The following is a 14,684-nucleotide window of genomic DNA, read 5'->3' on the forward strand; positions in this document are numbered from 1 at the left end:
CCCGCCCGAGCCACCCGCGAGGGTGGCTCGGGCGGGATCGGCGGGAGCGTGACGGCCCTTCCGCGTCGACAACCCCCAGAAGAGGTCTGATGGGATGACGGATAGCCGTCCGGTCGTGACGATGGCCGGGATCACCAAGTCCTTCCCCGGGGTGCGCGCACTCCACGACGTCAACTTCCGGCTCTTTCCCGGCGAGGTGCACGCCCTGATGGGCGAGAACGGCGCCGGCAAGTCGACACTCATCAAGGTGCTGACGGGTGTCTACGACACCGACGCGGGCGTGATCACCCTCGACGGTGAGCCGGTGTCCTTCAGCGGGCCGATGCAGGCGACGGCCGCCGGGGTGAGCACCGTCTACCAGGAGGTCAACCTCTGCACGAACCTCTCGGTGGCGGAGAACATCTTCATCGGACGCGAGCCGCGTCTTCTCGGTGCCGTTCGCTGGGGTGAGGTCCGCCGCCGCGCCCGTGCGCTGCTGGCCCGCCTCGACCTCGACCTCGACGTCAGCGCGCCGCTCGGCTCGTACTCCCTCGCGATCCAGCAGATGGTCGCCATCGCCCGCGCCATCGACATCAAGGCCCGGGTGCTGATCCTGGACGAGCCGACGTCCAGCCTCGACGCGGGCGAGGTGGCGCAACTGTTCCGCATCATGCGGCAACTGCGCGACGAGGGCATCGCGATCCTGTTCGTGACCCACTTCCTCGACCAGGTCTACGAGATCGCCGACCGCATCACGGTGCTGCGCAACGGCGGGCTCGTCGGCGAGTACCCGACCGCCGAGCTGCCCCAGCTCGCCCTCGTCGAGAAGATGATCGGCAAGGAACTCGACGTCCTGGAAGGCATCGAGGAGCACTCCCGACGGGACCTGGCCGCGCTTGAGGAGGGCACCCCGCTGGTGGCGGTGTCGGACTTCGGCCGGGCGGGCGCTGTCGAGCCGTTCAGCCTCACCATCCACGCCGGCGAGGTGGTGGGCCTGGCCGGCCTGCTGGGCTCGGGGCGTACCGAGGTGGCGCGGTTGTTGTTCGGGGCCGACCGGGCCGACGGTGGCCAGGTCGCCGTCGACGGCACGGCGAGCGGCCTTCGCACCCCCGCGCAGGCCATCGACCACGGCGTCGGCTTCTGCTCGGAGAACCGCCGCGCGGAGGGCATCGTCGCCGACCTGTCGGTCCGCGAGAACATCATCCTCGCCATGCAGGCCGCCCGGGGCTGGCTGCGGCCCATTCCGCGGCGCCGCCAGGACGAGCTCGTCGACAAGTACGTCAAGGCTCTCAACATCCGCCCGGCGGACCCGGAGGTGCCGGTCCGCAACCTCTCGGGCGGCAACCAGCAGAAGGTGCTCCTGGCCCGGTGGCTGATCACCGAGCCACGACTGCTGATCCTCGACGAACCGACCCGCGGCATCGACATCGGCGCGAAGACCGAGATCCAGAAGCTCGTGACGCAGTTGTCCGACGGCGGCATGGCGGTGCTGTTCATCTCCGCCGAGTTGGAGGAGGTGCTGCGCCTCAGCCACAAGGTGGCAGTGATGCGGGACCGGCAGATGGTCGCGCAGCTCGCCAACGACGAGAGCCTCGACGCCGACCGCATCATGCAGACCATCGCGAGTGGATCCCACCGGGAGGAGGCAGACCGATGAACGACACCATGGGCCGCTACCGGGCGATGATCGGTCACCGGCTGTTCTGGCCCGCCGCCGTGCTTGTCGTCATGCTCGCCGCGAACACGATCTACCGGCCCGGGTTCCTGTCCATCGAGCTCAAGGACGGGCACCTGTACGGCACGCCTGTCGACATCCTGCGACTGAGCGCACCGCTGATCCTCGTCGCGCTGGGCATGACCCTTGTCATCTCGACCGGCGGCATCGACCTGTCGGTCGGCTCGGTCTGCGCGATAAGTGGCGCGATCGCCTGCATGTACATCAGCAAGCAGCCCGACCAGAACAGCCTCACAGTGGTGCTGACCGCCCTCGCGATGGCGATGGGGGTCTCGCTGGTGCTCGGCGCCTGGAACGGGGTGCTGGTGGCGGTGATCGGTATTCAGCCGATCATCGCCACGCTGATCCTGATGGTGGCCGGTCGGGGCCTCGCCCAGTTGGTCACCGAGGGCCAGATCATCACCATCAACTCCGAGCCGTACCGGGCGATCGGCCTGGGGCACGTGCTGACGCTGCCGCTTGCCATCTTCATCGCCCTGGCGGCGGCCCTGCTCGTCGCCGCGTTCACCCGCCGCACGGCGCTCGGCATGATCGTCGAATCGGTGGGCGGCAACGCCGTGGCGAGTCGGCTCGCCGGCATCCGGTCCGGCCGTGTCATCTTCCTCGCGTACGTGCTCAGCGCGGGCTGCGCCGCGATCGCCGGCTTCATGATGACGGCAAACGTCTCCAGCGCCGACGGCAACGCCGCAGGCCTCTGGGTGGAGCTGGACGCCATCCTCGCGGTGGTCATCGGCGGCACGTCCCTCGCCGGCGGGCGGTTCTTCCTCAGCGGCACGATCCTCGGCGCGCTGATCATCCAGACCCTGACCACCACCGTGTACGCCATGAACATCTCCCCGCAGACCTCGCTGCTGTTCAAGGCGGTCGTCGTCATCGCCGTCTGCCTCGTCCAGGCGCCCGCCTTCCGAGCCCGGTTCAGCCGCCGCAGAAGGAACGCGCCGCCGCCCAGCGCCATCGCCGACAAGCCGAAGGAGCAGGTGCCGGCATGACCACTGGATCGCTCACCGCTGGCCGTCCCCGGTTCCGGCTGCCGAGACGGCAGATACCGGTCCTGGCGACGCTCGTCCTCCTCCTGGTCATGTACGGCATCGGGGTGTCGCAGTACACGGCGTTCTCCAACGTGCAGGTCATCTTCAACGTCTTCATCGACAACGGCTTCCTGCTCGTCGTCGCGGTGGGGATGACGTTCGTGATCCTCACCGGCGGCATCGACCTGTCGGTCGGGTCCGTCGTCGCCATGACGGCGATGGTGTCGGCCTGGCTGCTCCAGGAGGGCCTGCCGGCCGCGCTGGTGCTCGTCATCGCCCTGCTCATCGGCCCGACGCTCGGCCTGCTGATGGGCTGCGCCATCCACTTCTTCGAGATCCAGCCGTTCATCGTGACGCTCGCCGGGATGTTCTTCGCCCGGGGCATGTGCACGTTCATCTCCGGCTCGTCCATCCCGATCACCGACGGGTTCTGGACCAGGATGTCGCAGGAGCGGATCGGCGATCCCAAGGGCAACTTCGTCTCGATAAGCGTGCTGATCGCCTTCGTCGTGGTCGTCGTGGCCGCGTACACGCTCGCCTACACCCGGTTGGGGCGCAACGTGTACGCCATCGGCGGCAACCCCCAGTCGGCGCTGCTGATGGGTCTGCCGGTGGGGCGTACCCGGATCGCGGTCTACACGATCAGCGGTCTGTGCTCGGCGATCGGCGGGATCCTGCTGTCGTTCTACACGCTCTCCGGCGCGCCACTCATCGCCGTCGGGATGGAGTTGGACGTCATCGCCGCCGTCGTGATCGGCGGCACCGTGCTCACCGGCGGCGCGGGATACGTCTTCGGCACGGTGCTCGGCGTGCTGGTCCTGGGCGTGATCCAGACCCTCATCACCTTCGATGGGAGCCTCAACTCCTGGTGGACCAAGATCGTGATCGGCGGCCTGCTGTTCGCGTTCATCCTCCTCCAGCGTCTCATCGGAATCCGTTACAAGTGACCGCCCCTCTCGCGGAAGGCAACCCCATGGCACCACACACCGAACCCGAGATCTGGTTCCTCACCGGCAGCCAAGGCATGTACGGCGAGGAGACGCTCCGGCAGGTGGCCGAGCAGTCCCGCCAGATCGCGGCCGCGCTCGACGACTCGCCGCAGATCCCCGCCCGCGTGGTCTGGAAGCCCGTCCTGACCAACAGCGGCGAGATCCTGCGGGTCTGCCGGGACGCCGCCGCCCAGGGCGCCATCGGGGTCGTCGCGTGGATGCACACCTTCTCGCCGGCGAAGATGTGGATCGCCGGTCTGGACGCGCTGCAGACGCCGCTGCTGCACCTGCACACCCAGGCCAATGTCGTGTTGCCGTGGAACGACATCGACATGGACTTCATGAACCTGAACCAGGCCGCCCACGGCGACCGCGAGTTCGGGTACATCCAGACCCGCCTCGGTGTGGCCCGCAAGACCGTCGCCGGGCACGTCAGCGACCCCCGGGTGGCCGCCCGGGTCGGCGCGTGGGCCCGCGCGGCGATCGGCTGGTCGGCGATGCGGTCGCTGCGCCTGGCCCGCTTCGGTGACAACATGCGCGACGTCGCGGTGACCGAGGGCGACAAGGTCGAGGCGGAGTTGCGCTTCGGGGTGTCGGTGAACACCTACGGCGTCAACGACCTGGTCGACGTGGTCGGCGAGGTCACCGACGCGCAGGTGGACGACCTCGTGAAGGAGTACGAGGACACCTACCGCGTCGTCCCGGCGCTGGTCTCCGGGGGTGCGCAGCACGACTCCCTTCGGTACGCGGCCCGCCTGGAACTCGGTATGCGCGCCTTCCTCGACGAGGGCGGGTTCCGGGCCTTCACGACGAACTTCGAGGACCTCGGCGGCCTGCGTCAGCTGCCCGGCATCGCCGTGCAGCGGCTGATGGCCGACGGCTACGGCTTCGGCGGCGAGGGTGACTGGAAGACCTCAGTCCTGGTCCACACCCTCAAGTCGATGTCGGTGGGGGTGGACGGCGGCACGTCCTTCATGGAGGACTACACCTACGACCTCACCCCCGGCGAGGAGTTGGTGCTCGGCGCCCATATGCTTGAGGTCTGCCCGACCATCGCCTCCGGCGTACCCAATGTGGAGATCCACCCGCTGAGCATCGGTGGCCGGGAGGACCCGGTCCGTCTCGTCTTCGATGCCGCGCCCGGCCCGGCCGTGGTGCTGGGGCTTGCGGACATGGGGGAGCGCTTCCGGCTGGTGGCCAACACGATCGACGTCGTGACCCCGCCGCAGCCGCTGCGCCGGCTGCCGGTGGCGCGGGCCGTCTGGCGTCCGCAACCCGACCTGCCCGGCTCGGCCGAGGCGTGGATCACCGCGGGCGCCCCCCACCACACAGTGCTGTCCCAGGCCGTAGGCGTGGAGGAGTTGCACGACCTGGCCGAGATGAGCCGCACCGAACTCGTCGTCATCGACGCGGAGACGAGGCCTCGCCGCTTCGCCGACGAGATCCGGTGGAACCAGGCCTACTACCGGTTGGCCCGCGGCTTCTGACCCCCTCGCGCCGCGCGTCTTCCTGACGGGTGGTCCGTCCCTGCCTGCGACCGCTGGCCGGGACGGGCCACCCGTTCGCGTGGGTGCCCAGCACGACCTGGAGCCGGTTGTGTTACGGCTTGACTAAGAGCGTGTTATCGCTCACAGTCTATAGCCAAGACAATCAATGTCTGCGGCTGGCCCGGCCGCGACCGTGTCCACCCCCCGACCTCGACGGATCCCCGTCGCAGCGGCGCAGGTGCGATGTTAGCGATCACATTGGCCGGGCTCGTGGTCAGTACGGTGCCCCGCCCGGTGCCGCGGATACCGGCCCAGACCGCTCGGTTCGCGTCATCGAAGGAGGATCATGGTTGCCATCGGTCGGGTTCCCTGGGCTGCGCCACAAGCGCGGCGGCGTGGGTGGTTGAGGCGGCTCACCGCCGCCGCGGCGGCAGTGCTCGTGGGCGGCACGCTGACGGCGGTGGCCTCGTCACCCGCATCGGCGGCGACGGTGGACACCAACGCCTGGTACGTGTTGGTGAACCGCAACAGTGGCAAGGCGCTTGACGTGTACAACCAGGCGACGAACGACGGCGCGCGGATCACCCAGTGGGCGCGCAACGACGGCGCGTGGCAGCAGTGGCAGTTCGTCGACTCCGGCGGCGGCTACTACCGGTTGAAGTCGCGGCACTCAGGCAAGGTGCTCGACGTGTACAACTTCTCCACCGCCAACGGCGCGGCTGTGGTGCAGTGGGCCGACGGCAACGGGGTGAACCAGCAGTTCCGCCTGGCCGACTCCGCCGGCGGCTACGTACGGCTGATCAACCGCAACAGCAGCAAGGCCGTCGAGGTGCAGAACGCCTCCACCGCCGACGGCGGCAACATCGTGCAGTACGACGACTGGGGCGGCAACAACCAGCAGTGGCAGCTCGTCCAGGTCGGCGGCGGAGGCAACCCCACCACGCCGCCGCCGACGACTCCGCCACCGTCGAACGGCACGTACACCAACCCGGTCGTCTGGCAGGACTTCGCCGACGTCGACATCATCCGCGTCGACAACGCCTACTACATGTCGGCGTCCACAATGCACTACTCGCCTGGCGCGCCCGTCCTGCGCTCGTACGACCTGGTCAACTGGGAGTTCGCCGGGCACTCGGTGCCCCGGCTGGACTTCGGCTCGAAGTACGACATGAGTGGCGGTAACGCGTACGTCGACGGGATCTGGGCGTCGACACTCAACTACCGGCCGAGCAACCGGACGTACTACTGGGCCGGGTGCATCGACTTCGCGCAGACCCACATCTACACGGCGAGCGCCGTCGACGGCACCTGGAGCAAGCACACCACCATCCCCAACTGCTACTACGACGCCGGGATGCTGATCGACGACAACGACACCATGTACGTGGCGTACGGCAACGGCACCATCAGCGTCGCCCAGTTGTCCGCCGACGGTAAGTCGCAGGTCCGCGCCCAGCAGGTGTACCAGACGCCGTCGAGCATCGGCACGCTGGAGGGCGCCCGCTTCTACAAGCGCAACGGCGCCTACTACATCTGGCTCACCCGCCCGGCCAACGGCCAGTACGTGCTGAAGTCGACAAACGGCCCGTTCGGCCCGTACGAGCAGCGTCAGGTGCTGCTCAACCTGCCCGGGCCGATCTCCGGGGGCGGTGTGCCGCACCAGGGTGGACTGGTGCAGACCCAGAACGGCGACTGGTACTACATGGCGTTCGTCGACGCGTACCCCGGTGGTCGGATGCCGGCGATGGCGCCGATCACCTGGACCGGCGACGGTTGGCCCGTGTTGCAGACCGTCAACGGCGCCTGGGGCAGCACGTACCCGAAGCCGAACCTGCCCGCCGCGCCCCGGGCGGTGAAGCCGCTCACCGGCACCGACACGTTCGCCGGCACCACCCTCGGCCCGCAGTGGGAGTGGAACCACAACCCGGACAACAGCAAGTGGTCGGTGAACAACGGGCTGAACCTGCAGACCGCCACCGTCACCGGCGACCTGTACAAGGCGCGCAACACGCTCACCCACCGCATCCAGGGGCCGACCTCGACCGCGACAATCGAGTTGGACTACTCCACGATGCGCGACGGGGACCGCACTGGCCTGGCGGTGCTGCGGAACTCGTCGGCCTGGATCGGTGTCCGACGGGACAACGGCGCCACCCGTCTGGTCATGCAGAACGGCCTGACGATGGACGGCAGTTGGAACACCACGAGCACCGGCAGCGAGGTGGCGAGCACCTCCGTCTCCGGTGGCCGGATCTGGTTGCGTGCCAACGCCGACATCAGACCCGGATCCGGTCGGCAGGCCCGCTTCTCGTACAGCACGGACGGGGTCAACTTCACCTCGTTCGGCAACGCCCTGACGCTCGCCAACAACTGGCAGTTCTTCATGGGCTACCGGTTCGCCATCTTCAACCACGCCACCTCGGCGCTCGGGGGTGCGGTGACGGTGCGCCGGTTCGATCTGACGACACCGTGACACCTGTCACAGCGCTGGTGTTCTGACCGGTGGCGCGGACTACCCGTTCGAATCTGGGACGGGGAGTTCGCGCCACTGTTCACGTCCGTCGCCGCCCTGCTCCGCGCCCGTTCCGGGAGCGTGGAGCGGGGCGGCGTACCTGTCGCGGTCCGGTCCGTTCGGGGGCATGGGTGTGGGTGGTGCGGAGGTTGGGCCGCCGGCCTGGCACCCGTCGCGTCGTTCCCTCTCGGCCGTGCCCTGTCCGGGCTGCGGGCTGGCGTAGACTGTCGGCGATCCAGCGCTGGTCACCTGGGATTCAGCACCGGCGTGGTGACTGAGCGAGGGGGATCGGGCCGGGCCGCTCCAGTCGACGTCGACGGGCCGCGGGCCGGATGAGGCGGGGGGAGTGCAATGGCCGTCCACGGTCCCGCGATGACTGATGTCGCTCGTCTCGCCGGTGTCTCCCACCAGACGGTGTCGCGGGTGCTCAACGGGCATCCCAACGTTCGTGAGCAGACCCGGCTGCGGGTGCGGGCAGCGATCGCCGAGTTGGGCTACCGCCCGAACGGCGCGGCGCGCGCCCTGGTGACCGGCCGGTCCCAGGTGATCGGCGTGGTCGCACAGAACACCACGCTCTACGGCCCGGCCTCGCTGCTGGCCGCCCTGGAGCAGACCGCAGCGGAAGAGGGCTTTGCGGTGAGCGTGGGCAGCGTGCGCGACCTCGACCACCGGTCGATCTCGGCCGCGGTGGAGCGACACCTGGCGCACAGGGTCGCCGGCATCGTCGTCATCGCGCCTGTCGAGTCGGCAGGCGAGGCGTTGGAGCGGCTGCCCCAGGACGTTCCGTTGGTCACCGTCGACGGTGATCCGCATCGGCCGATGCCACTGGTGACCGTCGACCAGGTGGCGGGTGCCCGGGCGGCGACCCAGCATCTCCTCGACGCCGGGCACCGCACCGTGTGGCACGTGTCGGGGCCGTCGGACTGGTTCGACGGCGCCGGTCGCATCGAGGGCTGGCGGGAGGCTCTGCTGGCCGCCGGGGTGACCCCGCCGCCGCTGATGCCGGGGGACTGGTCGGCGGCATCGGGTTACCGGTGCGGGCAGATGCTGGCGCGGATGCCTGAGGTCACCGCCATCTTCACGGCCAACGACCATCTCGCCCTGGGCGTGCTGCGGGCGTTGCACGAGTTCGGCAGGCGGGTGCCGGCGGAGATCAGCGTGGTGGGCTTCGACGACGTGCCGGAGGCCGCGTACTTCATCCCGCCGCTGACCACCGTCCGGCCTGATTTCGACGCGGTCGCGCGGGCGAGTCTGCAGATGCTGTTGACCCAGATCGAGTCGGGCAGCGGCGGTGCGCTGCGGCAGACAATCGCACCGACCCTCGTCGCCCGCGACAGCGTCGCCCCGCCGCCTTCCCGCTGACGAACGGGTCGCGCTGACAGGCGACCACGATCACCGTCGGTAGCCGCCACACGTCTTGCCATGGAGCGCCCGCGTGGACCGCTCCATTCCACTGTGGACGGTGATATCCCTGGCCGCGCGGCTATGCAGCCTCTCGTTACGAGACCGTGACACCGGTATTTCAGGTGAAGTGTTGACGTGCCTTATGTGAGCGCTAACACTACCCCAAAGTGACACGTGCGCCCCGGCGGTCGGCGGCGGAATCCGGAGAGGAGAGACCCGTGAGCAGGAAATTCCTGGTTGCTCTGGGTAGCGCGATGCTGGCGCTGAGTTTGACGGCGTGCAGTGGTGGAGGTGCCGGCAGCGGCGGCGACACAAGTGACAAGAAGCCCGGTGACCTGACCATCGGCGTCTCGATGCCGACCCAGACCTCCGAGCGGTGGATCGCCGACGGCAACGCCGTGAAGCAGAAGCTGGAGGCCAAGGGCTACAAGGTCGACCTCCAGTACGCGGGCGACGACATCCCCACCCAGTCGCAGCAGGTCGACCAGATGATCACCCAGGGCGCGGACGTCCTGGTCATCGCGGCGATCGACGGAACGGCGCTCAGCGGCCAGCTGCAGGCCGCCGCCGACGCGAAGATCCCGGTCATCTCGTACGACCGGCTCATCCGCGGCAGCAAGAACGTCGACTTCTACGTGAGCTTCGACAACTACAAGGTGGGCGTCGCCCAGGCCACCGGGCTGCTCGTCGGCCTCGGCCTCCAGAACCAGGACGGTTCGAAGGGCACGGCGACCGGCCCGTTCAACATCGAGCTGTTCGCGGGTTCGCTCGACGACAACAACACCCAGTACTTCTTCGGCGGCGCCATGGACACGCTGAAGCCGTTCATCGACGCCGGCACGCTGAAGGTGAAGTCGCGCCAGACCACAATCGAGCAGGTGGCGATCCTGCGGTGGCAGCAGGAGACCGCGCAGAAGCGGATGGAAGACCTGCTCACCTCCAGCTACAACGACGGCTCGCGGGTCGACGGCGTGCTGTCGCCGTACGACGGCATCTCCCGGGGCATCATCACCGCCCTGCAGAACGCCGGCTACGGAGGTAGCGGCAGCAAGAAGCTCCCGGCGGTGACCGGTCAGGACGCCGAGATCGCGTCGATCAAGCTGATCAACGACGGCGTGCAGACCTGCACGGTCTTCAAGGACACCCGTCTGCTCGCCGACCAGGCCGTCAACGCCGCCGAGGCATTCCTCCAGGACAAGCAGCCCGAGGCCAACGACACGAAGACGTACAACAACGGCGTCAAGGTCGTCCCGTCGTACCTGCTGCCGTTCGTGACCGTCTACAAGGACAACATCAAGACCGCGCTCATCGACTCCGGGTACTGGACGGCGGAAGAGGTCGCCGCCGGTCAGGCCAAGAAGTAAGCCGTCGGTCGGGCTCGGCGGTCACCCCGCCGAGCCCGACGTCGTGGCGGACCACGTCCGGACCTGACAGAGGACAGTGACCATGGACGACACCATCCTCGAGATGCGTCGCATCACGAAGACCTTCCCCGGGGTGACCGCTCTGGAGGACGTCACCCTCGCGGTGCGCCGGGGAGAGATCCACGCCATCTGCGGAGAGAACGGCGCCGGCAAATCCACGCTGATGAAGGTGCTGTCCGGCGTGCACCCATCCGGCTCGTACGACGGCGAGATCCTCTTCGACGGCAAGCCGATGCAGTTCCGGGGCATCCGGGACAGCGAGGCCAACGGCATCGTCATCATCCACCAGGAACTCGCCCTGGTGCCGCACCTGTCGATCGCCGAGAACCTCTTCCTCGGCAACGAGCGCCGTGGTCGGAGCGGCCTCATCGACTGGAACCGGGCCAACGCCGAGGCGGCGGAGTTGCTGGCGTCCGTCGGGCTGCACGAGAACCCGGTCACCCCGGTCATCCAGCTCGGCGTGGGCAAGCAGCAGTTGGTGGAGATCGCCAAGGCGCTGTCGAAGAAGGTGCGCCTGCTCATCCTGGACGAGCCGACAGCCGCCCTCAACGACGTCGACTCGGCGCACCTGCTCGGGCTGCTCCGACAGCTCAAGGAGCGGGGGATCACCTGCATCATGATCTCCCACAAGCTCAACGAGATCACCGCGATCGCCGACTCGACAACAGTCATCCGCGACGGACGCGCGGTGGAGACCCTCGACATGCGCGCCGACGACGTGACCCAGCAACGCATCATCCGCGGCATGGTCGGGCGTGACCTGGACAGCTTCTACCCCGACCGCGAGTCGTCGCCCGGCGAGGAGGTGCTGCGGATCGAAGACTGGACGGTGCGGCACCCGACCCAGGAGCGGATGGTCGTCGAGGGCGTTGGCCTGTCCGTACGTGCCGGTGAGGTCGTCGGCATCGCTGGGCTGATGGGCGCCGGCCGGACCGAGTTGGCGATGAGCGTGTTCGGCCGCTCGTACGGCCGCGACATCAAGGGCCGGCTGTTCATGCACGGGCGGGAGGTGAACGCCCGTACCGTCGCCGAGGCCATCGACAACGGCATCGCGTACGTCACCGAGGACCGCAAGCGGTACGGCCTCAACCTCATCGACGACGTCCGCCGCAACGTCTCCGCCGCCGCGCTGGACCGACTGTCCCGACTGGGCTGGGTGAACGGCAACGAGGAGATCAAGGTCGCCGAGACGAGCCGGCGGGAGATGAACATCAAGGCGCCGAGCGTCATGGCGGTGGTCGGCAAGCTCTCCGGCGGCAACCAGCAGAAGGTCGTGCTGTCGAAGTGGCTCTTCACCGACCCGGACGTGCTGATCCTGGACGAGCCGACGCGCGGGATCGACGTCGGCGCCAAGTTCGAGATCTACACGATCATCAATCGGCTCGTGGCCGACGGCAAAGCGGTGATCATCATCTCCTCCGAGCTGCCGGAGCTGCTGGGGATGTGCGACCGCATCTACACCCTCGCCGCAGGGCGGATCACCGGTGACACGCCGGTGGGCGAGGCGACCCAGGAGGGCCTCATGGAGCTGATGACAAAGGACAAGGAGCTCGTCGGATGACAAGCATCAAGACCCCTTCGACGGAGCGCCCGACGCCCTCGGACACCGCGCCCGCCGCCGCCCTGCACACCGGGACGAGCGACCTGCGGGCTCTGCTGTTGAACAACCTGCGGCAGAGCGGGATCTACGTCGCCCTTGTCGTCATCGTCGGGCTCTTCGCGATCCTGACCGACGGCGTGTCGCTCAGCCCAGGCAACATCACAAACATCGTCCTCCAGTACTCGTACATCCTGGTCCTGGCGATCGGGATGGTCATCCTGATCATCGGCGGGCACATCGACCTGTCGGTGGGGTCGGTGGTGGCGCTCACCGGTGCGGTCTCCGCCGTCCTGGTGATCCAGCAGGGGTACCCGTGGTGGGTCGGCATCCTGGCCGCGCTCGTCGTGGGCGTCGCGGTCGGTGCCTGGCACGGCTTCTGGGTCGCGTACGCCGGAATCCCGGCGTTCATCGTGACCCTGGCCGGCATGCTGCTGTTCCGTGGCCTCACGCTGCGGGTGCTCGACAACATCTCGCTGTCGCCGTTCCCGGCCGAATACCAGCGCGTCGCCGCGGGCTTCCTCAACGGACTCCTCGGCGGTGAGGGCTTCGACGCGTTCACGCTGCTCATTGGCGCTGTCGCCGTCGCGGGGTACGCGGTGAGCGGCTTCCGCACCCGCGTGGCCCGGATCCGCTACCAGCAGCCAGTCGAGTCGTTCCCGCTGTTCGTCGCCCGTGTCGTCGCCGTCGGCGCGGTCATCATGTACTTCGCCTGGCAGTTGGCGCACGCCCGCGGCCTGCCGATCGTGCTGATCATCCTGGCGGTCCTCGTGCTGGTCTACGGCCTGCTCACCAGGCGCACCGTCTTCGGTCGCCAGGTCTACGCGATCGGCGGCAACCTGTCGGCGGCGGCGCTGTCCGGCGTGAAGGTCCGCACGGTCAACTTCTGGATGTTCGTCAACATGGGCTTCCTGGCGGCGGTGGCAGGCGTCATCTACTCGTCCCGGTCCAACGGCGCGCAGCCCGCCGCCGGCAACATGTTCGAACTGGACGCGATCGCTGCGGCATTCATCGGGGGCGCGGCGGTCACCGGCGGGGTGGGCACCGTCGTGGGCGCGATGGTCGGCGGCCTGATCATGGCGGTGATGAGCAACGGCATGCAGTTGATGGGCATCGACCAGTCGACACAGTCGGTGGTGAAGGGACTCGTCCTGCTCGTGGCCGTGGCCTTCGACGTCTACAACAAGCGCCGCGCCGGCACGGCCCGCTGACGCCGTTACGGCACTGATGTCCCCTGCGTACCTCCGGGTACGCAGGGGACAGGCGTATCGGCGAGGGAAATGCTTGTCATTGACCAACCCCGATGTATGGGTGCGATCATCTCTGGACGCCCGCGTCGCCTGTCACGAGCTGGCGTCGCGACTGGAGAGGAGCCCTCATGCATCCCCGTTCGTTCCGGCTCAGCGTGCTGTCGCTCACGCTTGTGACAACCACGCTAGTCGCCTCGACCCCCGCCCAGGCCCGCCCGGTCGACACGACCTCGGCCACCCAGGTCGCCCCGTCCGGCAGTGGCCCGGTCTTCTCGGCCACCGACCGGCTGGCCCGCGAGGTGGCCGACGCGCTCGCCGACCCGGCCACTCGCGCGCGGGCTCTCGCGGCCGTGACCGCCGGACCGGTGGACCCGCTGGCGGCCCGGCTGGGCGCCCGGGTCGACCGCGCCTCCCGGGCCGCGAACGAGGCGGTGTTGGCGGCGAAGGGGCTGTCGGCGACGACCGGCTCGGTGCTGCATCTGCGACTCGGGCACCCGGGCAGCGGGGCCCTGTCGACGCGTACCGCCCTTCCCCTCGTTGCGGCGGCCCCGACCGATGACGAGCTGAACAGCGTCGTCGCGTACGACCCGGCCGGTGGTCACGTCCTGCTGGACCCGGTGCGGCTGCCCAGCCGACCCGTGCTGGTGGTCGAGGTCGATGTGACAAGGGCAATGGAGCAGGGGCTCGCGCAGTTGCGGCAGGAGCTGACCCAACGAGGGCTCAACGGCGTCAGGGCCACCAGCCGGACGGCGCAGGCCGGCTACTGGGCCACCAAGGTCAACGCCATCCGGCTCAGCAACGACCAAGAGACCTGGATCAAGGGCAAGGCGGAGATCTTCAACGTGGTGGCCGGCTTCGGCCACGACGGCCGGCCGACGGCCACAGTGGTCGAAATGCCCTACCTGGACAACGAGGGCACTGTCTACTACCCCAACCAGCTGCTGGTCCACTTCAACGCCTACAAGTACAACCTCGCAGATGTGGTGATGTGGGAGGACGACGGCGACACCAACTACCGCGACCTGGCCACGGCACTGATCACCGCGCTGCTGACCATCGTGGACTACGGCACCTACACCCCGCTGGTCACCGCGATCATCAACGCGATGCCCGCCAGTTGGTGGACCGACGACCCGGACTACGTCGACTCGTGGTACACGCTCAGCACCGGCAGCTCGGGCCGACTCAACGGCGCGGCCGCCAACGGCTGGATGGACGTCACCCCGTACTGGGTCCAACAGCTCTGAGACGGGCATCGCCTCTCCCGGGCCGCCGGCCC

The 14,684-nt window shown here is 68.4% G+C and carries 10 protein-coding genes; all 10 read left to right on the forward strand.

Translation table 11 applies throughout. The annotated features are described in order from the left end of the window. Nucleotides 1-94 precede the first annotated feature (94 nt). The 10 genes from ACFY2Q_RS07545 (at nt 95) to ACFY2Q_RS07590 (ending at nt 14,652) form a co-directional block, all read left to right on the forward strand. Nucleotides 95-1,636: a sugar ABC transporter ATP-binding protein gene (locus ACFY2Q_RS07545; RefSeq protein ID WP_387128340.1), complete on the forward strand. Its 1,542-nt coding sequence runs from the start codon at nt 95-97 to the stop codon at nt 1,634-1,636. Then, nucleotides 1,633-2,703, forward strand: coding sequence for an ABC transporter permease (locus ACFY2Q_RS07550; RefSeq protein ID WP_387128341.1), 1,071 nt, complete (start codon nt 1,633-1,635; stop codon nt 2,701-2,703). Before ACFY2Q_RS07545 ends, ACFY2Q_RS07550 begins: the two co-directional genes overlap by 4 nt. Then, the gene (yjfF, locus tag ACFY2Q_RS07555; protein WP_387128342.1) at nt 2,700-3,689 is read left to right on the forward strand and encodes a galactofuranose ABC transporter, permease protein YjfF; all 990 of its coding nucleotides are present in this window, start codon (nt 2,700-2,702) and stop codon (nt 3,687-3,689) included. Before ACFY2Q_RS07550 ends, yjfF begins: the two co-directional genes overlap by 4 nt. Before the next feature lie 26 nt (nt 3,690-3,715). After that, complete coding sequence (gene araA / locus ACFY2Q_RS07560) at nt 3,716-5,218, forward strand: L-arabinose isomerase (protein ID WP_387128343.1); 1,503 nt, start codon at nt 3,716-3,718, stop codon at nt 5,216-5,218. Between the two features lie 346 nt (nt 5,219-5,564). Continuing rightward, nucleotides 5,565-7,691 (forward strand): family 43 glycosylhydrolase, encoded by a 2,127-nt coding sequence (locus ACFY2Q_RS07565; protein WP_387128344.1) that lies wholly within the window; start codon nt 5,565-5,567, stop codon nt 7,689-7,691. A 411-nt stretch (nt 7,692-8,102) separates the two neighbouring features. Further along, nucleotides 8,103-9,092 (forward strand): LacI family DNA-binding transcriptional regulator, encoded by a 990-nt coding sequence (locus tag ACFY2Q_RS07570; RefSeq protein WP_387128345.1) that lies wholly within the window; start codon nt 8,103-8,105, stop codon nt 9,090-9,092. A 260-nt stretch (nt 9,093-9,352) separates the two neighbouring features. Next, a complete protein-coding gene (gene chvE / locus ACFY2Q_RS07575) occupies nt 9,353-10,498 on the forward strand; it encodes a multiple monosaccharide ABC transporter substrate-binding protein (RefSeq protein ID WP_387128346.1) in 1,146 nt (381 codons plus the stop codon). A gap of 82 nt (nt 10,499-10,580) precedes the next feature. Next, nucleotides 10,581-12,119 carry a multiple monosaccharide ABC transporter ATP-binding protein gene (mmsA, locus tag ACFY2Q_RS07580; RefSeq protein ID WP_387128347.1) on the forward strand — a complete coding sequence of 513 codons (1,539 nt, stop codon included), beginning with the start codon at nt 10,581-10,583 and terminating at the stop codon, nt 12,117-12,119. Further along, a complete protein-coding gene (mmsB, locus tag ACFY2Q_RS07585; protein ID WP_387128348.1) occupies nt 12,116-13,366 on the forward strand; it encodes a multiple monosaccharide ABC transporter permease in 1,251 nt (416 codons plus the stop codon). The genes mmsA and mmsB overlap by 4 nt, the downstream gene beginning before the upstream one ends. A gap of 167 nt (nt 13,367-13,533) precedes the next feature. Then, complete coding sequence (locus ACFY2Q_RS07590; protein WP_387128349.1) at nt 13,534-14,652, forward strand: DUF3103 family protein; 1,119 nt, start codon at nt 13,534-13,536, stop codon at nt 14,650-14,652. Nucleotides 14,653-14,684: the final 32 nt, after the last annotated feature.

It is taken from the genome of Micromonospora sp. NPDC000316, assembly GCF_042898885.1.
Taxonomy (GTDB): domain Bacteria; phylum Actinomycetota; class Actinomycetes; order Mycobacteriales; family Micromonosporaceae; genus Micromonospora.